The sequence below is a fragment of the Caproicibacter fermentans genome (genome assembly GCF_014303955.1).
Lineage (GTDB): Bacteria > Bacillota > Clostridia > Oscillospirales > Acutalibacteraceae > Caproicibacter > Caproicibacter fermentans.
This window is the reverse complement of record NZ_CP060286.1, coordinates 2850023-2872379: the sequence shown is the minus strand read 5'-3', so window position 1 is coordinate 2872379 and position 22357 is coordinate 2850023. Positions and strand designations below refer to the sequence as shown.

The 22357-nt window shown below is 48.5% G+C and carries 27 protein-coding genes, 2 tRNA genes and 1 pseudogene; 18 read left to right on the top strand and 12 right to left on the bottom strand.

The genetic code is table 11. The features are described from left to right. Window positions 1-47: 47 nt before the first annotated feature. A complete protein-coding gene (locus HCR03_RS14185) occupies window positions 48-254 on the bottom strand; it encodes a hypothetical protein (protein ID WP_187034857.1) in 207 nt (68 codons plus the stop codon). Window positions 255-486: 232 nt separating this feature from the next. Further along, window positions 487-562: transfer RNA gene (locus HCR03_RS14180), tRNA-Ala, on the bottom strand. A gap of 350 nt (window positions 563-912) precedes the next feature. Between HCR03_RS14180 and HCR03_RS14175 the strand changes: the two genes are divergently transcribed. After that, a complete protein-coding gene (locus HCR03_RS14175) occupies window positions 913-2085 on the top strand; it encodes a Fic family protein (protein WP_187034855.1) in 1173 nt (390 codons plus the stop codon). Between the two features lie 260 nt (window positions 2086-2345). On the opposite strand, the gene HCR03_RS14170 is transcribed toward HCR03_RS14175, so the two are convergent. Together HCR03_RS14170 and HCR03_RS14165 are read right to left on the bottom strand one after the other, a co-directional pair. Continuing rightward, window positions 2346-2924, bottom strand: coding sequence for a MerR family transcriptional regulator (locus HCR03_RS14170; RefSeq protein WP_187034853.1), 579 nt, complete (start codon window positions 2922-2924; stop codon window positions 2346-2348). Next, complete coding sequence (locus HCR03_RS14165) at window positions 2921-3382, bottom strand: MerR family transcriptional regulator (protein ID WP_187034851.1); 462 nt, start codon at window positions 3380-3382, stop codon at window positions 2921-2923. The genes HCR03_RS14170 and HCR03_RS14165 overlap by 4 nt, the downstream gene beginning before the upstream one ends. 489 nt (window positions 3383-3871) lie before the next feature. Between HCR03_RS14165 and HCR03_RS14160 the strand changes: the two genes are divergently transcribed. The 4 genes from HCR03_RS14160 (at window position 3872) to HCR03_RS14145 (ending at window position 7326) form a co-directional block, all read left to right on the top strand. Beyond that, window positions 3872-3963: transfer RNA gene (locus HCR03_RS14160), tRNA-Ser, on the top strand. Between the two features lie 843 nt (window positions 3964-4806). Continuing rightward, the gene (locus HCR03_RS14155) at window positions 4807-5214 is read left to right on the top strand and encodes a hypothetical protein (protein ID WP_228724973.1); all 408 of its coding nucleotides are present in this window, start codon (window positions 4807-4809) and stop codon (window positions 5212-5214) included. A gap of 1 nt (window position 5215) precedes the next feature. Continuing rightward, window positions 5216-6907 (top strand): DUF262 domain-containing protein, encoded by a 1692-nt coding sequence (locus HCR03_RS14150; protein ID WP_187034849.1) that lies wholly within the window; start codon window positions 5216-5218, stop codon window positions 6905-6907. A 47-nt stretch (window positions 6908-6954) separates the two neighbouring features. Beyond that, window positions 6955-7326, top strand: coding sequence for a hypothetical protein (locus HCR03_RS14145; RefSeq protein ID WP_187034847.1), 372 nt, complete (start codon window positions 6955-6957; stop codon window positions 7324-7326). A gap of 269 nt (window positions 7327-7595) precedes the next feature. Here the strand turns inward: HCR03_RS14145 and HCR03_RS14140 are convergent, their stop codons facing one another. After that, window positions 7596-7760 carry a hypothetical protein gene (locus HCR03_RS14140; protein ID WP_187034845.1) on the bottom strand — a complete coding sequence of 55 codons (165 nt, stop codon included), beginning with the start codon at window positions 7758-7760 and terminating at the stop codon, window positions 7596-7598. Between the two features lie 133 nt (window positions 7761-7893). Between HCR03_RS14140 and HCR03_RS14135 the strand changes: the two genes are divergently transcribed. Beyond that, entirely contained in the window at window positions 7894-8067 is a 174-nt protein-coding gene (locus HCR03_RS14135) for a helix-turn-helix domain-containing protein (RefSeq protein ID WP_330601014.1), read from the top strand. On the opposite strand, the gene HCR03_RS14130 is transcribed toward HCR03_RS14135, so the two are convergent. From HCR03_RS14130 to HCR03_RS14115, 4 genes are all read right to left on the bottom strand, one after another. Further along, complete coding sequence (locus tag HCR03_RS14130) at window positions 8064-8387, bottom strand: MerR family transcriptional regulator (protein ID WP_187034843.1); 324 nt, start codon at window positions 8385-8387, stop codon at window positions 8064-8066. The genes HCR03_RS14135 and HCR03_RS14130 overlap by 4 nt on opposite strands. Beyond that, on the bottom strand, window positions 8381-8659 hold the full coding sequence (locus HCR03_RS14125; RefSeq protein WP_187034841.1) for a hypothetical protein: 279 nt from the start codon (window positions 8657-8659) through the stop codon (window positions 8381-8383). The genes HCR03_RS14130 and HCR03_RS14125 overlap by 7 nt, the downstream gene beginning before the upstream one ends. Continuing rightward, a complete protein-coding gene (locus tag HCR03_RS14120) occupies window positions 8652-9848 on the bottom strand; it encodes a tyrosine-type recombinase/integrase (protein WP_187034839.1) in 1197 nt (398 codons plus the stop codon). Before HCR03_RS14120 ends, HCR03_RS14125 begins: the two co-directional genes overlap by 8 nt. Before the next feature lie 64 nt (window positions 9849-9912). After that, complete coding sequence (locus tag HCR03_RS14115) at window positions 9913-10206, bottom strand: helix-turn-helix domain-containing protein (protein WP_330601013.1); 294 nt, start codon at window positions 10204-10206, stop codon at window positions 9913-9915. A 162-nt stretch (window positions 10207-10368) separates the two neighbouring features. On the opposite strand from HCR03_RS14115, the gene HCR03_RS14110 reads away from it, so the two are divergent. The 5 genes from HCR03_RS14110 to HCR03_RS14090 all read left to right on the top strand — a co-directional run bounded on the left by HCR03_RS14110 (window position 10369) and on the right by HCR03_RS14090 (window position 12689). Continuing rightward, window positions 10369-10536 (top strand): hypothetical protein, encoded by a 168-nt coding sequence (locus HCR03_RS14110; RefSeq protein ID WP_187034837.1) that lies wholly within the window; start codon window positions 10369-10371, stop codon window positions 10534-10536. Next, on the top strand, window positions 10530-10931 hold the full coding sequence (locus tag HCR03_RS14105; RefSeq protein ID WP_187034835.1) for a sigma-70 family RNA polymerase sigma factor: 402 nt from the start codon (window positions 10530-10532) through the stop codon (window positions 10929-10931). Before HCR03_RS14110 ends, HCR03_RS14105 begins: the two co-directional genes overlap by 7 nt. A gap of 73 nt (window positions 10932-11004) precedes the next feature. Next, on the top strand, window positions 11005-11781 hold the full coding sequence (locus tag HCR03_RS14100; RefSeq protein ID WP_187034833.1) for a hypothetical protein: 777 nt from the start codon (window positions 11005-11007) through the stop codon (window positions 11779-11781). 93 nt (window positions 11782-11874) lie between these two features. Next, window positions 11875-12120 carry a helix-hairpin-helix domain-containing protein gene (locus HCR03_RS14095; RefSeq protein WP_187034831.1) on the top strand — a complete coding sequence of 82 codons (246 nt, stop codon included), beginning with the start codon at window positions 11875-11877 and terminating at the stop codon, window positions 12118-12120. Beyond that, complete coding sequence (locus HCR03_RS14090) at window positions 12093-12689, top strand: DUF1697 domain-containing protein (RefSeq protein WP_187034829.1); 597 nt, start codon at window positions 12093-12095, stop codon at window positions 12687-12689. The genes HCR03_RS14095 and HCR03_RS14090 overlap by 28 nt, the downstream gene beginning before the upstream one ends. A 69-nt stretch (window positions 12690-12758) precedes the next feature. On the opposite strand, the gene HCR03_RS14085 is transcribed toward HCR03_RS14090, so the two are convergent. The 3 genes and pseudogenes from HCR03_RS14085 to HCR03_RS14075 all read right to left on the bottom strand — a co-directional run bounded on the left by HCR03_RS14085 (window position 12759) and on the right by HCR03_RS14075 (window position 14550). Beyond that, on the bottom strand, window positions 12759-13280 hold the full coding sequence (locus tag HCR03_RS14085) for an O-acetyl-ADP-ribose deacetylase (protein WP_187034827.1): 522 nt from the start codon (window positions 13278-13280) through the stop codon (window positions 12759-12761). A 33-nt stretch (window positions 13281-13313) separates the two neighbouring features. Beyond that, window positions 13314-13795, bottom strand: a pseudogene (locus HCR03_RS14080) (VOC family protein). An 8-nt stretch (window positions 13796-13803) separates the two neighbouring features. Then, entirely contained in the window at window positions 13804-14550 is a 747-nt protein-coding gene (locus HCR03_RS14075) for an AAA family ATPase (RefSeq protein ID WP_187034825.1), read from the bottom strand. A 128-nt stretch (window positions 14551-14678) separates the two neighbouring features. Here HCR03_RS14075 and HCR03_RS14070 point away from each other — a divergent pair, with 128 nt between their 5' ends. The 7 genes from HCR03_RS14070 to HCR03_RS19555 all read left to right on the top strand — a co-directional run bounded on the left by HCR03_RS14070 (window position 14679) and on the right by HCR03_RS19555 (window position 22334). Beyond that, on the top strand, window positions 14679-14945 hold the full coding sequence (locus HCR03_RS14070) for a hypothetical protein (protein WP_187034823.1): 267 nt from the start codon (window positions 14679-14681) through the stop codon (window positions 14943-14945). 11 nt (window positions 14946-14956) lie between these two features. Then, window positions 14957-15658, top strand: a complete 702-nt coding sequence (locus tag HCR03_RS14065; protein ID WP_187034821.1) for a metallophosphoesterase family protein — start codon at window positions 14957-14959, stop codon at window positions 15656-15658. Window positions 15659-16731: 1073 nt separating this feature from the next. Further along, window positions 16732-17076, top strand: coding sequence for a hypothetical protein (locus HCR03_RS14060; protein ID WP_187034819.1), 345 nt, complete (start codon window positions 16732-16734; stop codon window positions 17074-17076). Window positions 17077-17615: 539 nt separating this feature from the next. Beyond that, on the top strand, window positions 17616-18020 hold the full coding sequence (locus tag HCR03_RS14055) for a hypothetical protein (RefSeq protein ID WP_187034817.1): 405 nt from the start codon (window positions 17616-17618) through the stop codon (window positions 18018-18020). Between the two features lie 69 nt (window positions 18021-18089). After that, window positions 18090-18308 carry a helix-turn-helix domain-containing protein gene (locus tag HCR03_RS14050; protein WP_187034815.1) on the top strand — a complete coding sequence of 73 codons (219 nt, stop codon included), beginning with the start codon at window positions 18090-18092 and terminating at the stop codon, window positions 18306-18308. Beyond that, entirely contained in the window at window positions 18295-21798 is a 3504-nt protein-coding gene (locus HCR03_RS14045; protein WP_187034814.1) for a helicase-related protein, read from the top strand. Before HCR03_RS14050 ends, HCR03_RS14045 begins: the two co-directional genes overlap by 14 nt. Next, window positions 21795-22334 carry a DUF1156 domain-containing protein gene (locus HCR03_RS19555; protein ID WP_207727251.1) on the top strand — a complete coding sequence of 180 codons (540 nt, stop codon included), beginning with the start codon at window positions 21795-21797 and terminating at the stop codon, window positions 22332-22334. The genes HCR03_RS14045 and HCR03_RS19555 overlap by 4 nt, the downstream gene beginning before the upstream one ends. Window positions 22335-22357 lie beyond the last annotated feature (23 nt).

Genomic DNA, 22357 nt, shown 5'->3' with positions numbered 1-22357 from the left:
AAGGCATCAGGAATTCCCCTCATGCCTTCGTTTTTATCGATCAAAGATCACTGATTTTCATTTTGAGAGAGAAGCTGCTTTACAAGTTCTTCGGGAGTTGTGCCGGCTTCTTTTACGGCATCCAGAAGTCGACGGATATCTTCCTGTTCTTTTGCCTCCAGCAGTTCTTTCTTTTTCGTCTGGAGTTCCTGAATCTTGGATTCAACATCCGCAATCTGTTCTTCAATGGGCTTTTTACGTGATCCGCGCGGCATTTTAATCACCCTTCTCTATAAAGTATAGGTTCAGTATAATTACTTTTTTCTGCCAAATCAAGTGCTTCCGCTTCTATACGTGAAGGGGGTAAGGATGATATGCAAAAAAGAGGCGCGGTCGTGTGCAGTAATGTGCAACGGCGTCTCTTTTTATGCTTTGCTCTTTATCAAGTGCCCGGTCTGATAGGTAAAACGAAAGCCACAAGGTTTTGGCCTTGTGGCTTATTGTTTTTGGTGGAGATAAGCGGGATCGAACCGCTGACCTCTTGAATGCCATTCAAGCGCTCTCCCAGCTGAGCTATACCCCCATGTGTTCGGAAACCCTTGATTTCACTGGATTTCCCGGCTATTCAGTTTTTTGCTTTTTCTCATTTTTGAGGGGTCGCATACCTGAGCGCTTGCGCTCCCAGCTGAGCTATACCCCCATGTGTTCGGAAACCCTTGATTTTGCTGGATTTCCTGGCTATTCAATTTTTCATTAATTCTCTGTACTAAGGTGTTGCTTACTTGGTAGCTTGCGCTCCCAGTTTAACTATAACCCTGCGTCGAGAAAACCATTTATCTTTTTGCAATAGTCAATTACCCTTGCATATCGGTATAATTTGCATTATACTGATACATAATGATACTAAATAATATCGCGAGATGAGGTGAGTATATGGATGCGGCGCTTTATGCCAAGATACTTTCAGACAAAAGCATTACCGATTTGAAAAAAATCAAATATAAATTCCCTGATATTGACATAAAAGAATTCATAGCGCTGTTGAAATTCAGCGTTTATAAAACTATGCCCATCCTGGACTTTGCTGGGAACAATCTTGTTTATATGGCAAATGCGGCACAGGTACGGATGAAGGCAGTGAAACTCCTCCTCACGCCCCAAAGCTCAAACGAAGCTTTTGGGCTCAAGGCAATGGAGGACGAAATTGCATCTTCGCTTACCATAGAAAGCATTGATTTCTCACGCGATAGCGTAAGAAAAATACTGCGCGGCTACGCGCCTGCCGACGAGAGTGAGAACCGTATCTTTGGCATGAAAAAGGGCCTTGAGTTTATTTCTGATCCTGACAACGAGATCACTGAGGATAACATACACACTCTTTATGATATAGCTATCGGCCAATACTTGCCGGAAAACGACAAACTAAAGCCGGGCGTCTTCTATCGTCACGACAGTGTATATATCATTGGTCAGGAACTGGAGCATACCGGCCTGCCTTATGAAAAGCTTCCTGAATATATGAGCAAATTCGTAACCTTCATCAATGCTGAAAGCACGATGAACGACTTGCTCAAGGCGGCGGTTATCCATTTCTATGTTGCTTATCTGCATCCGTATTTTGACGGCAACGGTCGCATGGCCAGGCTTATACATCTATGGTACTTGAAGAGGCAGGGTTACTCATCAACGTTGTTTATCCCGTTCTCCAGCTACATCGAGCGAAGCCGAAAGGGATATTATAACGCCTATTCGCTAGCCGAGGGAAATGCGAAGATCAGCGGCGTGATGGATGTGACTCCGTTTCTCGCCTATTTTATTGAGAATGTATACAACAAGCTCGGCAGTGTGCTGCCGCAGGTCAACACGATGGCAGCTTTCAACAAAGCTTTGGATAATGGCCAAATCACAGAGAAAGAGAAAGACCTTTGGAACTTTGTCCTGTCCGCATACGGGAACGGTGAATTTTCGACCAAACAGCTCGAGCGCGACTTTGGCAATGCCGCATATGCTACGATACGCAACTTTGTACTAAAATTTGAGGAGCTTAGTCTTTTGTCAGCACAGAAATACGGGAACAAAGTGAAATACTCCGTGCGGAGTAAATAATCAAAAGGCACGGTCATGGGTGATTCATCACTCCATTTCCGTGCCCTTTTCCGATTGTAGGCTTTTGGATTTTCTGGCTTGCGAGTAACGGGATTCAGTGCGCCCCAACTTCCTCGCCGTGCTGCGGCAAGCTCCCGTCGCTTTTTCTTGGACAGTTTCTCATAGGGAATGAATTTTTCCATCTTGTCAACCTCCTGGCTAAATAAAAACTCAGGCTAAAACAGAGCCGGTTTCTATTTTAGCCTAAGTTCATCAAAATATCAACGCCGCGCGGGTTCGCCATGATATTCCTCAAAAAAACGGTTCAGCAGTTTCTGGTGCTTTTCCGATTTATGTATAATGAGGTAGCCATCATGGCAGTAAAAATCAATTAACCATACCTTAGCTGTTACAGATTGGTTATAGAGTAAAACGCACCTCAGTTTTCCCGTAGAGATCCAATCTTGAAAGGCGCTGTCGGAATAGCCTGTCAGTTGCGCCATTTTCCTTTTGGTCATGGCATCCGGCGCGGCAAACCACTCATCCTCCAGCCAGAGGCGGAATTCTTCTACAGGCAACCTTTGTGCCCCTTTGCCGTGCTGATGCGGAGTGGCAGAAGAAAAGGCTCCGCTGGGAAGCATATACTTATCCGGATGCTTTTCCATCTCCTCCAGATAAGAAATGACATCCTTCAGTTTGACCCGAAAGTTGCGCGTCTTCTTGCCGCTGTCCTTGCAGGGGATATAGCCGTTTTTCAGCATATAGCTGGCTTTACGCTTGCTGATGTGCAAGACCGTGCGCATTTCGTCCAGAGTCAGGTCTTCAGGATACCGACCCTTCAAATCAGCATACTTGCTCATTTTTTAGAGCCTCGTCCGGGCTGTTGCTTTTTGTACCGATATAGCACTACGCCCTTGAAACGGTCGTTACCGGAGGAAACATAGGATTCCAACATCTTCTCCCGGCACATAGGCGCCAGCAGCACCTTTCGGCAGTATTGGTTGGATACCCCCAGTATACTCGAGATCTCAGAAGCGGTTCGCGGCTCCTTGGCGCAGTACTTTTGGATTTCCTTGCGCTGGTCAGTGGGTGAGATGCATTCGGTGTAGCCGCTGGCGAGAACAAAGTCAATCACGTCCTGCTTGGCCACATGATATTTGTTAGTCACAAGATAACAGGAGATCAAGTTACCCTTCAGCATGTGGTAAACGGTGTTGATACCGAGGCGGAGCATTTTGGATACGTCCTCGGGAAATACACAATCGGGATATTTTTTGAACTGCCGCTCCAGCTTTTTACGGAGTTGTTCCTGTGTCATTTAAATTCTTCCTTTCCGTTGTTTGCCGACGGCAGAAAGGAGAATCATTCTAAAATCAGGGTCCTGTTTCTTGCAATTTTACAAAGTCGGTTCTAGAAAGGCGCATGGCGTCAGGGAATTTCATCTTGCAGTTTTCTTGCACTTTTGCAGAAAATCTGCAAAACGAGGGCATTTTCGCTTGAAATTCAGTTGACAAACCGGAGTGCTCATGAGCCCTTATTTTATCAGGGTTTACTGGCTCAAAGCCTTGGAAACACGAGGCTTTGCGTGGATTTTTTCCGTGATGAACCGTGAGGTTCTGTGAGGTACCGTGCCGTTTTCTCAACGGCTCGAAATCAAGTGGGCTACGTTTCACCCGAAAAGCCGCGAACCCGCATGAAATCAGGGCTTGTCGGCGGTCGATGCTTCCCGAAAATCAAGCACATGCTAACAGTTTGCTAACACTTTTTTAAACTCGCGTTTTCCCGCTTTTGCGGTAAAATTATATATGGAGGCGTATCGAAGCGGTCATAACGGCCCGCACTCGAAATGCGGTAAGCCCTTTATCGGGTCCGAGAGTTCGAATCTCTCCGCCTCCGCCACATTTTGGCCGAAAAGTCCGATTTTATCGGGATTTTCGGCATTTTTATGCTCATTTTCGAGCTCTTTTTCCCGCTTGCGTGGAAAAGCAGGGGCATATTACCCCTGTATCGCGTCCACCAGAGCCTTGGTTCCCAGAAGATTTATCGCCCGTTTCAGATTATAGGCAAGAAAACTTAGCCCCAACTCAGAGAAGATTTGAACACTGTGTTCACTCATGGGAACACTATCGATTTGTACTCTGTTTTCACTTGGTGAGCAGGTCGAAGAAGCCACCATCGCACACTGCTGCGTCTGATTACACTGTGAGATGCCCTAACCTTGAGCAATTGATATTTGATTTCTATATCTATGCTTTTTTTATCCACAGTAAAACCTCTGTACTGTTTCCTAAAATTAGTACTCAAAAATCAGAAAATAGCAAGGCCTGTCGGTTAAAAGTTATCAAAAATTCAAAATCACATTTTTACCTATGCACACTCTGCAAACGGAAAAAGGCAAGGATGTCATTGAAATTTTAAACCAACAGCCGTTGACAATTTTAGGAGAGACGAGCGGATTTGGATTACACTGCTCGACACCGATGTTGCTCAGCGGTGTTTTAGCACCTCACGGTAATGCGGAATGCTTTTGCGTTTATTAGCTGCTTATTAGTCAAGACTCAATTAGTAAATTAGTATTGACAAATACACTGGTGCGTACTACACTAAAAAAGTCAACCTAATTGGAGGTGCCTTTCTATAAAAAAAGATGTAACATTTAACATTGAATCAGATGTATATGAAAAGTTTTGTCTGGCATTAGCCCTCACCAAAGAAAAGAAGGATGCTGCTGTTGAAACTTGTATGCGGACATATATTGCAAAATCATTTGAAAAAGCATCGCAGGAATACACTCCAAAGACTTCTAAAACAATAAGCAGCGAAGATTATTTTGGAAAAGCTGAACAGCGGATTCCTATTTGGGCTTTAAAACCCGATCAATATAATCATAAAATAATCCGTGCATATTTTACGGCGGTTGACATAGCAGGCAATGCCACCATTTCAATGATGGAACGGTTATGCAGTGACAAAAGTCATCCAGAATTATTTGTACCAACTTTCAAGAATAACTACTCTCAATTGAAAATCGACGGTGCAAAAAGCCACGGTAAAGTATTTGAAGATAATGGCGACAAGGTTTGGATATGGAGTGAAGTTGAAAACACTCTTATGAAATATAAATCCGGTTTCTACAACGAGGAGACTTGATATGAGCATCTTGATCGATAACAGCATAAGCATTTATGAAGCTCTGCAAAATATAAAAACTGGAAAGTATGTTATGCCTGCATTTCAGCGTCAATATGTTTGGAGCATGGAGCAAATTGAGAAGTTGTGGGACTCCATTTTACTCGACTATCCTATTGCTACTTTTCTATATTGGCACGTAGATGACGACAATGTTACATGGGACACATATTTCTGTAATTTTCTATCAAATGTTACATTTGATAGTCGTAAACAAGCAGATAGTACAAATTATGAACTGACGAGCATTAATGTTAAAGTAACCGATACTGCCATACTTGATGGACAACAGCGTCTAACCTCTTTATACCTTTCTTTGTTAGGTGATGCCTATATTCGGCAAAAACACGCAAGGAAGAAAATCAGTGGTGGACTCGTCACTAAACTGCTGATTGAACTAAATAAAAATAAACTAGATGTTGATGAAGAAGAATATAACAGCAAAAAATATGACATTAAGTTCAGCGAAAAGGTCGGCAGATTAAGCCCAACACAATTTGATATTAAGAGTATTCTGAATAACAAGTTTCAGAACGAATCTACTAGGGAAAAAGCAATCGAAGACGCCATAGCCAATGTCCCGTCTGACAGTAAGCAGTATGCAAGAGATGTTCTGAACAAGCTCTACCAAAAAATATTTGTAGAAAAGTTAATACGCTATACGGAAATTACGGACATGAAGCAAGATGATGCGCTTGAAATGTTTGTACGATTCAATAGCGGCGGTAAAGCTCTCCGTAAATCGGAGATTACCATGTCCATTCTTGAGGCATACTGGCCAAGTGCAAAAACGGAATTTGGAAAACTTCTTGTTGATTCCTATGCAGGCTTTGGCTCCGATTTTATTATTCGCTCTGCTCTCATGTTGTATGGTGATGTAGTAAAGTCAAACATCAGTAAGAAAATTGCAGATGAATTGAAAAACAATTGGAACACTTTTAAGAAAGCTTTACAAGACCTTGATTCGGTGCTTAGAGGCATGAAAATCGAAGTCAGTCGTTTTTCGAGTAGCTGGAACGTGTTACTGCCTATAATCTATTTCATTTATTACAACCCTGATTATGCAAAAAATATGGAAGGTATACGCAGCTATCTCCTTAGAGCTATTCTGTTTACATACTTCCAATCTGGTACAACCGGGAAACTGCAACAAATGAAGAGTAATATCAACAGCTATGACTATGAAATCACCGTGGATATGCTTAATCAAATGAACGAACTTCGTGTGACTGATGGAAAGATCGAAGATATTCTCAATTCAGAAAAAGGTAGCAGAGTTGCCGGAGAAGCACTATACTACTTAAGTCTTGACTGGATAAATAAGAACTTTATATATGAGCAAGATCACCTTCATCCCTATGATCGGTTTGATGGAAGTAAGCCAGTTTCGGTATCCATGGAAGATTGGAGAAGATGGAGAAGCAGCCGTAACAGACTGCCGAATCTCCAACTTCTGGAAGGCAGAAGTAATGGTAGTAAAAACGATATGAGGCTTGTGGACTACTATAATGACATGAATGACGAGCAGAAAGCAGAGTTTTGTAAACAAGCAATCATACCGGATGATACTTCTCTTGAATTGGAAAACTTTGAAGAATTCTATGAAAAGCGCAAAACTATCCTTGCTGACAAACTTCGAACGCTACTTGGTTGATAGGTGTTTTCCGTTACCCCTAACAATGAACATTAAAGGAGTACAATATGAGCGTCATAGATAAAGCTAAAGACAGACTCCAACAGCTAAAAAATGAGCAGGCAGAGCGGGCACGGTTAAAAAAGGAAGAAAAAGCAGAACGAGAAAGACAACAGCTCATCAAGCAAAAAGAAGAAACTCAAGCTCTTTTAGAACAGTTGAAAATTGCCGCCAATGAGTTAGGCTTGAGTTTCTCAGAATATATGGCCTTTTTAAACTACAGGTCGTTGGATACACGCTTGACGGAAATACAAGATAACATTGATTATATTCTTTCTAGGTTATCATCTTTCGATAATAACAATTCAGATGTAGGTGAAATAAGAGCAAAACTATCAGATCTTGAGTCAAAAATTGATTTTATGTCAACACAGCCTTGAAATCATATGTTCACCCGATAAACGGAAAACCGCACTCGGTAAACGGAAACATAACAGAAATGCACATTCCTCAAACGGAAGACAGGGGGTGTGCGGATTTTGGATCAAGCATGCGTCATTTTCCATTTTTTGAGGGCTCTTGCTACGCGATAAAGAGCTGCCTTTTTTGGTAGTCTCTTTGTTACAAGCCGAAAACTTCCGGTGCGGCATGAGCACCCTAATGGTTGCAGAAAACGACCCGCTTCTCCAATATAGAAAAGCGGGTTCGCTCATTTTTCGGGATTATCATCCTGTTCCGGTTGCAACACTGTCAGTTCGGTGTCCGTGCCCTGTATGTAGAGTTCCTCGGTTTCCCGCTGAACCTGCTGCAATTCTTCGATTACATCCGTGACCTTATTGAACAGTTTAAGATACATCTGTTGATAATCCGCCATTTTTCATCACCTCGACTATTTTAGAACAATACAATCTAAAAATCAATAGAACAATCTGTTCTAGGATATACTTTTTATGGTGATCTTTATGAAAGTATATCCCAGAATACGAAACCTGCGGGAAGACCATGATATGACGCAGACACAAGTCGGAGAGGCTATCAACGTGCCCCAGCGAACATATGCTTATTATGAAGCGGGGCAACGGGTGATCCCGCCGCATATTCTTCGTGCCCTTGCGGATTTGTACCATGTGAGCGTCGATTATCTGCTGGAACGCACGGATAATCCCGAAACCAGCCATTAACAACTTACCAAGTCATCCCGAATTTCTTTTGCCTGCCGATACGCTTCAATTAGCGCCCGGTGCTTCGCCGACTTTTCCACAAAACCGATGTTCACGGTGGAAACCAGAAAAGCGATCAAGTGTTCTTTGGCAAAAACCGTTTCGCCGAAATAATGAATGGATGGCAGCTTGCCCAAGCGCGATTTCGTGCCAGCCGCCCAGCTGTTCACCGTGGTGCGGTGATAGCCGAGCAAACCTGCCACTTCACAGGCCGTGAGTGCGTCGGGAAGAGCCGCCCATTCCCGTTCCAGATATTCACGGAAGTGCTGCTCATTTACCATGGGTGGCGCTTCTTTCCGGTACGCCCGGCGGTTTGAGAAGATACCGCTCGGCATGGTAACGCCGCCATTCTCCCGCCGTTCCAGAAATCAATGATGTCTGCCATTTTCACTTGAAAGCGGTGTGTTTTCCTGCCTGTGTCTATACAGGGAATCACGCCGTTTTCGAGCATCCAGCGTCCCTTGCGCTTGCTGATGTGGCAGATGCGGTAGACCTGGTCGAGAGTGACCACCGACGGATATTCCGCCCGCAGCCGGGCGTACTCCTTATTCATCCGGCTCACCGTTCGAAACGGGCTTCTTTGCTTCAATGCTGAAAGCCGAGCTGATAGCTTCGGCGGATTCACGCTTGGAACTGAAATCGAGGTGCGAATAGATATCCGCCGTCGTAGCGAAAGTCGAATGCCCCAGCCATTCCTGAATTGCCTTCATCGGGATGCCCTGCGCCAGCAGCAGGCTCGCGCAGGAATGCCGAAGATCGTGAAACCGGATCTTCCGGAGCTGATAGTGTTCGAGCAGCCAGTGAAAATGATCGGTGATGTAATTCGGGCGGAACAGTACGCCCATCTGGTCGACGCAGATGTAATCGAGATAACTTACGTCGTAGCTCTTTTTGAACAGCTTCCGGTACTGCTCCTGCCGGGTGCGCACTGCTTTCAGAAGCTCTTCTACCGCCGGGATCAAAGGCAGGGTGCGGAAGCTCGACTTTGTTTTGAGCTTGTCCTCGGTGAACAAGACAGTTTTTCCGTCCTCCTTGCCCTCCGTCACCTTGTGATTAATGGTGATAGTCTTCTGTTCAAAATCGATGCAGCTCCACCGCAGGCCCAGTACCTCACTCCGGCGCAGACCATAATAGGCGGCGAGCAGAATCACCACCGAGATTGGATCATTCTTCACGACATCGAACAGGGTCATCAGTTCTTCACGGGTATAGTGCCCCGCGAGATAGCGGTTCAGCTTCGGACGGTCAACCCTGTCGGCTGGATTATGGTCGATCAATCCGTTTTTCACGGCGTACTGGAGCGCCTTGCGGATGACTGCATGGTAGTGGATCACCGTATTGGCGGTGAATCCGTCTTTGAAAATCTTCTCATGCAACATCTCGATGTGCTTCGGTTCCACCTCCGCGAGAGTGACACCCAGGTCACGGAAGTGTTTGTCGATACGCGCGTCGATCATATTCTTGTAGCTCTGGTAAGTAGTGCGCTCGATACTCCGTTTGGTGCTCTCGAGCCAGTCGCGCATGAAATCTGCGAAAAGCGGCGACTTACCGCTTCGAACCTTGCCTCCGGCGGGTTCGCTGTATTCGAGCTTATACTGCTCGAGCAGTTCTTCCGCACGGCGCTTGTTACCTTTTACCGGCAGGCCGGTGGCGATGGATTTCTGCTTCCGTTTTCCGCCGATGTAAAGATTAAGCACGGCGGTATATTTGCCGCCACGCTCAATGAGACAGCCTGTGACCATTAGAACCCCTCCTGTCTGAAATGGTTTCTCGCTGTGGTGTCGTATGTTACCATAGCTCTGGCGCTCATTCAAGTCCGTTCGGACAATTCCCTCTCGACTTTGCGCGGTTTATTTTGCGGTTCTGTTCTTCTTCCGCCGCGCGGGAACTATTACACAGGTACGCGATAATGCCGAGTTTCGGTATACGGTATATCCGACCGATTTTCACGCTCTCGATCTCGCCGCTTTTCAGCAGAGCGTAAGCCGCCCGCCGCCCGATGCCGCCGAGCATTTCCCGCATTGCCGGCACGTCCACCACATCCGGGTAATTGCGGAACATCATCGCACAGCCCTGCTGTAAACTTACTGTATTTCTCATTCTTGCCCTCCATCTCAAATAAACCAGACTTTTCCCGTTTTCGGGGATTGACAAAATAATTATTGTAATAGTATAATTACATTACAACAATTACGTTTCTATTTTATAGACGGCGGGAACGGGAAAAACGGTATCGTTAAAACAGAAAAGAGGGGAAAATTTTTGAGGGCAGCGAAAAAGAAGAAAAACTGGAAAGCGGTTTTGGCCGGGCTGGACGGCGAGCTGCGCAACAACGACCGGAAGCATGACGAACATCGGGATGATATGGACACGACCATCGTCGACCGGCAGCCGGAAGAAAACGAAATTTTTCCGGCGCCAAAATGCTGAAACTCAGCAACGACGAGGATTGGCTCGACATCATCTACTCAAGGAAACCAGAAGACCTGCAGGAGCTGGTGACCGACGAAGCGATCAGCAAGGCTGTTCAGAAGCTGACCATTCCTCAGAAGGAAGTCCTCTTCTGGAACGTGATACGTCTCTTCACAACGTCGGAAATCGCGTCGGCGCGGGGCGTTTCTGAGCGAAACATCCGCAAAATCCGACAGCGGGCACTGGAGAGCATCCGCAGAACGCTGGAAACGGTAAGCAGCCGGAGGGCCGAGGGCACAGTAGGGGCTGCGGCGCTTGTGCTTGTCGGCGTGATCTGCTGGCCGTTTATGGTCGGCTGGCTCGTGGCGGATTGGATTTACCCGAAGCTCAAGGCGAAAATCATGGCGGCATAATGCTGATTCGAATCAGCATAACAAAAAACAGACCGGCAATTCTCAATGCTGGTCTGCCTGTATGAGGTTAACTATGGAATTGAAAGAACTTTTTCTGAATCTGAACGCCCAATGGGTACGGTGGTCGGATTACGAAATCGCCGAGGTAAGCGACGTGCAGTACATCCGCCCGGTGAAAGTAGCCGAGCCGATCCCTTATAACTGCGCCGAAAAGCCGGAGGATTTGGTGGTGAACGCCCTCAACGCGGGGATGAAAATCTGGCACGCTGCCCCGGATTTGGACAGGGCCTGTCTGGATTTTGCCCGCCGATATGGGTTGCTGGGTTTCGGAACATCGAACACCACGGCGCAGAATCTGTTCTTCGGTGCCGGGGCACAGGATGAACGTGCGGAATCCGCCGGCACGTCTCCTTACTATAACGGCGTCTTTTCACGAAGTTACGGCGAACCGTTTGACCGCTTCAAAGCAAAGTTCACGGCCATATACGCACATTTTCTAGCAGCGCAGGGTCATATAAGTTCTCCTGCCGAACAGGAGAAGCTAAGGAAAGCATGGGAGCGCGATTTTTCGGACGGAATCGACGGGCTTACTTATCAGCTGACCTTTGGCGAAAAACCGGAGCTTCTCTGGAAGCCGCGAAACCTGCTGACGGTGCTTCGCCTCGCTTATTCCGGTGCGGCAACCGACCCCGCCGCGCCGCTGAAGCTGTGCAAATTCTGCGGTAATGCCTACTACAGCACGAACCCCCGCAGCGAATTCTGTTCGGCCACCTGCCGCAATCACTTCAACGTCAACACATTCCGCAGGCGGAAGAAAGATGCTGAAACCGGCTCGGAATGTAACGATTAGCAGCTTTCCTTACTCCTTCTCGGGGGTTCATCTTTTGGACGGTCTTTAGGTATGGTACAATATAGGAAAGGAAACAAACGGGAGGCTTGCCGCATGGGAGAACTACGCAAAATCCCCGGCGTGGGGAAACAGACCGAGCAGGATCTGATCCGGCTGGGTTACTCAACAATCGCGGCGCTCAAGGGTGCGAACCCCGAGGAGATGTATGAGCGCGACTGCGTGGAACGATGTGTCGCCATCGACCGCTGCCAGCTTTACGTTTACCGATGCGCGGTATATTTCGCCTCCACCCCGAACCCGGAGCCTGAAAAATGCAAATGGTGGAACTGGAAGGGCTGAACCGCAGAAAGGAACACGCCATGGCGGAAACTTTTGCCGCATTTCTGCGCGGCATCAATGTGAGCGGCAACAAAATCAAAATGGATGACCTCAAAGAAGCATTTGCGGGCATGGGCTTCACCGGCGCGCGCACGGTGCTAAACACCGGGAACGTAGTGTTTATGGCGGAGCAATCCATGCAGGAAGTGAAGCCACTGATCGAAAACAGGCTGAAAGTAACGCTCGGCTATGACGCACCTGTTTATCTGCGTTCGGTTTCTGAGTTGGAAACATTACAGGACGTTACCCGCACGCTCTCCGTGCCGGAAGACTGTCACCTCTATCTGCTGCTCTGCGACAGCGCCGCGCTCCCGAAGGAGCTGGACATGCTGTTCACCACTACACCGCACAGCGAAAATGAGCAGTTTCACCCGGCGGCCGGCGATGCGTTCTGGATCGTGCCGAAAGGCCAAACGCTTTCTTCCCCCTTCGGCGCGAAGGTGCTGGGCGCAAAGCGCCATCAGAACCGGCTGACCTCCCGTAACTGGAATACCATTGAAAAAGTTCTGGCATTAATGCAGAAAAATTGATCAGCAAAACAAAAAGCGGCGGGCAACATGCTTTTTCTATGCCCGCCGCGTACTCCTTGAATCAACCCGTTATTCTGTTTTCGCATGCGCTTTTTCCAACGCCGCTTTGTACGCCGCCTCCGTAACGATGTCAAAGCAAACCATCGTTACCTCACGGACTACTTTGGAGGTTTTGAGAAACGCGGCAATCTCACGCACGGCGATGGCTGCCGCCCGGTCGAGCGGAAAGCGGTAGACCCCGGTGCTGATGGAAGGGAACGCCACAGTCCGGCAGCCGTTTTCCTCGGCAAGTCGCAGGCAGTTCCGGTAGCAGGAAGCGAGCAGGCCGTCCTCGCCGGAATTTCCGCCACGCCATACCGGCCCCGGCGTGTGAATGACATGCTTCGCGGGCAGACGATAGCCCTCCGTAATTTTTGCCTGCCCGGTTTCACAGCCATTCAGGGTACGACACTCTGCCAGCAGTTCCGGCCCAGCCGCGTGATGGATGGCGCCGTCCACCCCGCCTCCGCCCAGCAGTGAAGTGTTCGCCGCGTTCACAATAGCGTCGGTCTCAAAAGCCGTGATGTCCCCTTTTGCAACATGTAAGCCCATGTATGGCTTCTCCTTTCCGACATTGCTCTGCAATTACCTATTGGCGGCGTTACTGTTCACAGACAGGATATACTCCACCGGCACATCCATCTGTTTGGCGGTTTCTTCGGCGGAAAGACCGCTTTCGAAGAACCGGCGCACAACCATCGTCATGTTTTCCCCCACCTCGATGATATGCCGGTCCGGGTCATAGAAGCGCACGACCGCTGGCCCCACGCATGCTCCATTGGCGGGTGGACATATTCGATGTCCGGCGTTGCCGCAAGCCGCTTAAGAAAGCCGTCCATGTCCTCTTCCTCAAAATACAGCTCGGCTGCATTGCTTCCGAGGAGAATCTCGCTCTCTTCTCGATGGATAAAACCTTTCCAGGTGTCCAGTGTCTGTAGCGAGACGCAATCCGACAGCGTGATATTGGCGCCGAAGTCGGCGGTAATCGTCATGCCGAGCAGATCGCAGTAGAAGCGCCGGGAACGCTCCATATTGCGCACGGCGAGCAATGTGCTTTGATATTTCATAGATGTTTTTATTCCTCCAAAAGATATCGGAGCATCCGCTCCGGGTTTTCCAGAAACCGGCGGGTGAGCTGGTAGTGTTCCGTTTCGCGGTAATCCACTTGGCGGATGCCGTCCTCCGTCAGCTCATACACCACAGCACTCGGATACGCCATCAGAATGGGCGAATGGGTGGCAATGATAAACTGCGAATGCTTCTGCACAAGGTCGTGGATGCGTACCAAAAGCGTCATCAGACGGCTGGGCGATAACGCCGCCTCCGGCTCGTCGAGCAGATACAGCCCGTTGCCGCCGAAACGGTTCTCAATAAGCGCCAGAAAACTTTCACCGTGCGACTGCGTATGCAGTGACCGGCCGCCGTAGCTGTCGATGACCGGTGGACCAAAAGACGGTTCGCTGTCCATTTCATCAATATTGCTTGCCAGATTGTAAAAACTCTCCGCCCGCAGAAAGAAGCCGTCCTTCGGGTGTGCGCGCCGGGCGACGGTCAGATGTCGGTACAGCTCCGAATGGGTCGCACGAGTGGAAAAGGTGAAGTTCCGGGTGCCGCCCTCCGGGTTGAAGCCGGCCGCAACCGCGATGGCTTCGAGCAATGTGGATTTGCCCGTACCGTTTTCGCCCACCAGAAAAGTGACGCGCTTTTCAAACGAAAGACCGCCCTGCCGGATCAGATTCCGCACCGCCGGCAGGCTGTTCAGATACGACTCCTCCGGCAGAGGCTTTGAAATTTTTACGCCGCTGATATAATTTTCATCCATACGACCACCTGTTTTTATTATACCGCGGCGCGCCCGCGAGCGCAAAGGCGAACATTTGCATATACAGAAAATCTGATAGCTATTCCAACCGGTTTGTGGTATTGTGTGTTGCTGAGGAGGCGACGCGCATGGAAGATATTCTGGAAGCGCTGTACGGCAATTTTTACAGCAAGCCGCAGAACACACCGCAGGCTCGGCGCATAGAAGCCAACCATCGGATATTAATTGATCACCTGAGTAAGGCCGACCGCAGACTGGTGCTGCGAATCATCGACGATAAGGATCAGTTGATCCACGATATTTCCTTTGACAGTTTCGTCAGCGGGTTCTGGCTGGCGTGGCGTCTGGCAAACGAGCTGAGCCAGTACGGCGAGCAGAAATCCCCTCAGTTATGAAAGGCGGTTCTATGATCTACATTACCGGCGATACCCACGGAAACTTTTCCCATGTTGTTTCTCTGTGCGAGAAAATCCATACCTCAGCAGAAGACGTGCTGATCATTCTGGGTGACGCGGGAATCAACGGTTTTGGAAAAGAGCAGGACCGGCGGCTCAAGCGGGCGCTGAGCCGCTTGCCCATCACGCTGTTCTGCATCCACGGGAATCATGAGGAGCGCCCGCAGAATATCCCCGGCTATGCCGAAACCCTCTGGCGGGGCGGCACCGTTTTCGTAGAACCGGAGTTTCCTCGTCTGCTTTTCGCGAAAGACGGAGAAATCTATGACTTCGGCGGCAAGCGGTGCCTCGTGATCGGCGGTGCGTACAGTGTGGATAAATACTATCGTCTGGCACGCGGCCGGTGCTGGTGGGCGGATGAACAGCCTTCCGCTGAAATCAAGGCGCGGGTGGAAAAGCGCCTGGAAAAAGAAAATTGGAGAGTCGACATCGTCCTCACGCACACCTGCCCTCTCCAATATGAACCCACCGAGGTATTCCTGCCCGGCATTGACCAGTCGACCGTCGACAAAAGCACGGAAGAATGGCTGGACACCATCGAGCGCCGGTTGAGTTATGAAAAATGGTACTGCGGCCATTACCATACCAGTAAACAGGTTGACAGGCTTGTTTTTATGTTTCAGGACATTCGTACATTTCCAGTTGATGGATAACCGGGCATCAACTGTTTTACCATAAATCTGCGCTCTGAAAAAGCGAACTGTCCCGGCGGTATCAGAAAGCGATACGCCGGGATTTCGTTGTGCATCGAGTTCAACTCATTCGAAGCAGTTTTTATTCTGCATGCACCTATTGGGTGTCAGGGTTGCTTCATTCGCCGCAAATCTCGCCCTGCATACACCTCATTGGATGTTTTCAGTCTGTCGGGCACTGAGCGATTGATAGAGAGATGACTCTCGTTCCACTGATTCTGTTTATATGGATATTGTTCAGGTGTATCTTCTGCATCAGGTGGTGTTTGGGACGCATCGGGTGGTGAATGGCCTGCTCTGGATGTGGTGTATCATATGCACCGGTTTGTGCATGCCGGGCATCGGTTCACGCCGCAGATTGCCTCGTATATGTCGAATGTTTCAAATTCCGCTTCGCAAACTTACATGGTTTACTTTTCGTTTTTCAAGTGCGTGTGCATAAACTTGCACCTACTTGGCTCATGTTTAAGTTTTTTCTCAAGGTGGCTTTGAAATGTGCACCTACCTGGCTCACGCTTTGGCTCTAAGCTCTCGGCGAATCATTGTTTCTCCCAAGAAAAGTACTGTTCGGAGCAATTTCGTAAAATAATATGAAATTCGGAAACGGCGGTTCCGAAAAGTCTCTGTTTCCCGTATACACAATAGGGGGACGCGGTACCGCACAGGAATTACGACGAATCGGACCGTTGGACGTTCACGGAGCTGGCAGAAGTGCTTCGGTCAATCGTGAAAACATCCGTGCTCAACAAGGACTGTAAGTAAAAAATATACCATCATGGCTATAAACGTCTCAAAAAAGCGGGAAATATGAACGATATAGATCACGTGTCAGCCGTGGATACAGAAACTGTGACAGAATGGGCGGTTTCGTCACATTTTTCAATGACTGCTATGGGAAGGTACGGGAAAGTGCGCCAACTTGGCTCCCCTTTGCATTTGAAGCGGTAGAAACGCGGAAATATCGCAAACGGCACTGCTCCATGCAATGATCAAATCAGACAGTTCGGGTATAGCTTCTTTGTTGGGTCTGCTGAATGGATTATGCACCGGTTTTCGAGTATTGTGTGTTGAAAACGAAGGAGGCGAGCATCGACATGGAATACTCGGAAATCTGGGGCATGGTTATGGCGGAATTGACCGACCTGAATATCCATCACCTGCGAGAACAGGACGCGGAATTCGACGCATTGGTCAGGCACCGTATTGAACTGAGCAATCGGTTGGAGCAGGCGAAGGACAGCATGAACAGCCAGACAAAACAGCTGATCGTCGATTACAATGACACGGTTGAAGACATCAATAGCCATCAGATCGAATTTTTTTATCTGCAGGGCGCGAAAGACTGCTTTCGGCTGCTGAAAATGCTCAGCCTGATCTGAAACCACGCACATACTCCGGGGCCCGTCTGGAAAGGCGGGCCTTGCTTGTCGTTCCGGTTGCGCGGGATGGAGAGCACGCGCGGCCTTAATCCCCCTGTCTGCGGCCGTGCGCCCCTGTGTGCCGCTCTGGGAACCGGAGTGGCATCCGTGCCCCTCCGGTAGAAAAAAGCAAACGTTGAGCTTTTGTACGGGTTGTTTACGAAATCGACACCGGACACAAAAACGCAGCAGAAAACAGTTGCCGAGATGAAGAGTGAAAAATGTCGCCCTTACTCCGGCATGGAAAGCGGGTGATTCACAGGGTCGAAAACCAAGCAGGATAAAGGCGCGTGGTCACCGGAGGTGCCCCGCGCCGAACGACACCGCCCCGCAATGCGGGTTGGGGCTGGTACCTCTTGGGTGGTCGGATTTATGCGTTTGGTACCGCAAACGTGGTCGTAGCAAAACAGCAATCGCATCACATCGGCATTTCACGGCTTCCTGTTAGGTGTCGTAGAGAGGTACCGACGAGAATAAACAGAAAAAAGGAGACCGATATCATGAAAAATAGGGTCAAAACCGGGCTGGCGCTGACACCCGCCCATCTCAAACTCTGCGATGACAATCTGGAGCGTGCAGGGGCGGATTCCCGCAATACCTTTGTGGAAAAAGCCATCGAATTTTACGCCGGATTCCTGAACGCCGAGCAGAACCCGAAATTCTTCGATGACATGTTCACCTCGGCGGCACAACAGAAAATGGAGCAGGTCGGCAAATCGCTCGGCACCGGGCAATACAAGATCGCGGTCGAATTGGCCAAGCTGAGCCGCCTGTTCGCCGCTTATGTGCGTTTCCCCACGAATCAACTCGACAACCTGCACCGGGCATGCGCGGACGAAGTTAAGGAGCTTGGAAGCATGCCGACATTCGAGGGAATATATCAATCACAACAAAAACGGATATAAATCGTCCAAATTCAAATATTTATTTACGCATGTTATAACATGTGCTATAATAGCCATGAGGTGAGTTGCATGGATTTTCCAAGAGCCGTTAAAGATGTGCGTGAAAAGTTAGGCCTTAGTCAAGAGGACTTGGCACGGGCCATAAATGTCAGTTTTGCAACGATTAACCGATGGGAAAATGGTAAAACGAAGCCTAATAAAATGGCTCTTGGTGTTTTCAATGATTTTTGCAGAAAGAATAGATTGAATCCATATAAAGAGGAGGGACCATGCGATGCAACTCGATGAAGTAAAAGCCGGACTACGAATAAATGGCGTGGTACCCGGAGAAGTTATCGAAGTTATTTCAGCAATTCCTTTTGGCCATGATGCTGTTGAACTAATATATCGCCGTCATGATGGTTCGCTTGGTCAGCAATTGCTTTACGCGAATGCGATGGATCAGGTTTCAATCGAAACCAGTGGACTGCCATGGAGCTTTGATACGGACGCCGATGGGTACCGGTTGGCTTCAGAGGCGTACCGTATCCGGTTGGCTCACCTTTTCGATCCACACTTGGCTGTACATACATCGATGATTGAGCCTCTTCCACATCAGATTACAGCAGTCTACCAGGAGATGCTGCCCCGACAACCATTGCGATATCTGTTGGCAGATGACCCAGGCGCAGGAAAAACAATTATGACTGGTCTACTTATTAAAGAGTTAAAGGTTCGCGGTGACATTAGTCGCTGTTTGATTGTATGTCCGGGTAATTTGGTGGAACAATGGCAGGATGAACTTTACTCACGTTTTCAGTTAGAATTTGAAATTTTATCAAATGATCGGCTGGAGTCCTCCGTTCATGGAAACGCATTTTTAGATATGCCGTATTGTATTGCACGCTTGGATAAACTCTCACGCGATGACAATATAAAAGAAAAGCTCAAAGTGTCCGATTGGGATTTAATTGTGTGTGATGAAGCGCATAAAATGTCCGCCACAATGTTTGGTAATGAAGAAAAGAGAACAAAGCGATACAATCTAGGTTTATTGCTGTCCGGCATCACACGACATTTCTTACTTTTGACCGCTACGCCGCACAATGGTAAAGACGAAGACTTTCAGCTTTTTATGCGATTGCTTGATAGCGATCGCTTTGCCGGACGCAATCGTGGAAAAGAAAAAATAGATGCCTCCGATTTAATGCGCCGTCTGGTCAAAGAACAACTCTTGACTTTTGAAGGCAAACCATTGTTTCCAGAACGGATTGCCTATACGCTTGGTTATGAGCTCTCACCTCTTGAACGTCAGCTATACGATGACGTTACCGAATATGTGCAGGATGGATTTGACAAAGCGCTTGAGGTTCTTGATCCAAATCGCGCGCATGCGGTCGGATTTGCTTTAACCATTTTACAACGCAGGTTGGCTTCGTCACCTGAAGCCATTTACCAGTCGCTTCGCCGTCGGCGGGAGCGGTTGGAAAAACGCAAAGAAGAGTTTGAAGCCTCCAAATCTGTTTCCGAATCAATGCAGGCGTCTGCTTTTTCTGAAGAAGACTGGGATGATCTTGAAGACGCGCCTGAAGATGAAGTCAATACTATTGAAGAACAATTTGTTGATGAAGCCACTGCCGCCAAGAGTGTCGCCGAGCTTGCTAATGAAATCGAATGGCTCAAAGATCTTGAAGCCCTCGCACTTAAATTGCGCAACAGCGGAGTCGACCGAAAATGGGAGCAGGTCTCTAAAACTCTGCAAGATAATTCATTGATGTATGATAAATCCGGAGCACGTGAAAAGATCATTATTTTCACGGAACATCGAGATACTCTCAATTATTTAGCTGAAAAAATACGAAACATGCTGGGAGACCCCAGTGCCGTCGTTACGATCCAGGGTGGTTTACATAGAGAAGATCGCAAGCTGGTTGAAGAAAGCTTCAAAAATGATCCTGCAGTATCAGTGTTGGTCGCGACTGATGCGGCTGGCGAGGGTATCAACCTTCAACGTGCTCACCTGATGATAAATTACGACCTGCCATGGAATCCAAACCGCATTGAACAGAGATTCGGCCGAATCCATCGCATTGGCCAGCGTGAAGTTTGTCACTTGTGGAATTTGGTTGCAATGGAAACCCGTGAGGGAGAGGTTTTCCAGCGTCTGTTTGAAAAGCTTGAGCGTGAGCGTAAAGCGTTAGGTGGTCGCGTTTTTGATGTGCTGGGGAAAGTTACTTTCGGTGAAAAGCCATTACGTGACCTTTTAATTGAGGCCATTCGTTACGGCAACCGACCCGAAGTTCGTCGACGTCTTGACCAAACGATTGACGGGGCGCTCGACCGTGGCGCGCTTGAAAAATTATTAAAAGAGCGCTCCTTAGCCGGACAGTCTTTAGGTCTGCAGCAGGTGCAGGAAATCCGTGAAGATATGGAGCGTATAGAAGCACGCCGGCTCCAACCGCATTACATTGAGAGTTTTTTTACAAAGGCTTATGAAAGTGTGAAAGGCCAGATACGTCCACGTGGAGATAAGAGATTTGCCCTCCCCCATGTTCCCAATGCTTTGCGTGAGCGGCGAAACGCGCAGGGAGTTCCCTACGCAATCGCCCGTAACTATGAGGCAGTCACTTTTGAAAAGCAATATATTCATGTCAATGGTAAACCGGACGCCACTCTGATTTGCCCGGGTCAACCCTTACTGAATGCTCTTATTGATGAAGTGCTCGATAAGGGAATGACATTTTTGAAAAGAGGCACTGTTTTTATCGATGAAACTGGCACACACGGCAATGACCGGCTGCTGTTTTATATTGAAGATATTTTGGAGGACGGCCGTCACGACAGCGCAGGACGTCCTGTAAAGGTTTCGCACCGCCTGCACTTTGTCGAGATATCCAAAGATAGTACGGTTTCGTCAGCTGGCTATGCGCCGTACCTCGATTATTCAGCGCCTACGCCGGAAGAAATTCCTTTCATTCAAAGCCTACTTGCGGAAAAAGCATGGTGGGGAAAGGACGCGGAAAAACTGGCACGTGATTTTGCCGTGCGAACCCTCATGCCCACGCATCTCAAAGAGGTACGCGATCGCCGTATCGCTTATGTCGATAAAGTGGAAGCAGAAGTTCGAAAGCGGCTTAATGCTGAAATTGCCTTTTGGGATGCGCAGGCCGGAAAAATGTACGATCAGGTGGCTCAGGGTAAAACCAATGCCCAACTCAATGCCGATCGTTTCAGAGAACGGGTAAACGACTTGGAGCGTCGTCTGAACCGCAGGCTCGCGGAACTTACACAGGAAAGAAATATCATTTCCAAGCCTCCAACCGTATTGGGGGGTGCGTGGGTAATTCCCCGCGCCATGCTCACGCAAGCATTGTCCAAAGGCACAACGGTATCTTTCAGTACAGAAGGGCGTGCTCTGGTTGAACGGATTGCTATGGAAACCGTCATGACAATTGAAAAAGATTTCGGTAACAGCCCGGTTGACGTAGGGGCCCAAAAGGTTGGCTATGACGTGGAATCCCGAACGTCCGACAATGAGCTGCGGTTTATAGAGGTCAAAGGGCGCCAGGCGGGGCAAGGTACCGTTACCGTCACACACAATGAAATGCTTGTGGCTGCCAACCAGCCGGAACGAACGCTGCTCGCGGTAGTGGAAGTCGACGGCCCCCACCGTCATGTGACCTATTATCAAAACTGGGTACAGCAGCCGCCGGGCTTTGCGGATGTCAATCACACCATTGAACTGGATAAATTGCGCCGGGTGGCCACCGTGGCGTTCGAGAAGGAGATCCTTATATGAAGAAAAAACTGATTGAGGTATCGCTGCCACTGGAGGCTATCAACGAAGAAGCGGCACGAGAAAAATCTATCCGCCACGGTCACCCTTCCACTCTTCACCTTTGGTGGTCAAGAAAACCGCTTGCCGCTTGCCGTGCGGTGCTGTTTGCTTCGCTGGTGGACGATCCGTCGAGCCATAAAGATAAATTTCCCACCGAGGAGGCACAACAAAAAGAACGTGAACGCCTGCACGGTTTGATTAAGAGGCTCGTGGTTTGGAAAAACATCGGGGATGAACAGCTTTATCGTGATGCTTACGAGGAAATCCTTAAGTCGACCAACAGCAATCCGCCGCCTATCCTCGACCCGTTCGCCGGCGGCGGCTCTATCCCATTGGAGGCACAACGACTTGGATTGAAAGCGCACGCGGGCGATTTGAATCCCGTAGCCGTGCTTATCAATAAAGCAATGATCGAAATTCCGCCGAAGTTCGCAGGCAACCCCGCCGGTAAATCCGGAATCTCGCACAAGACTGGGCGGTTCCTCGTCGGGCTATAAAGGTGCGGCGGGGCTTGCCGCCG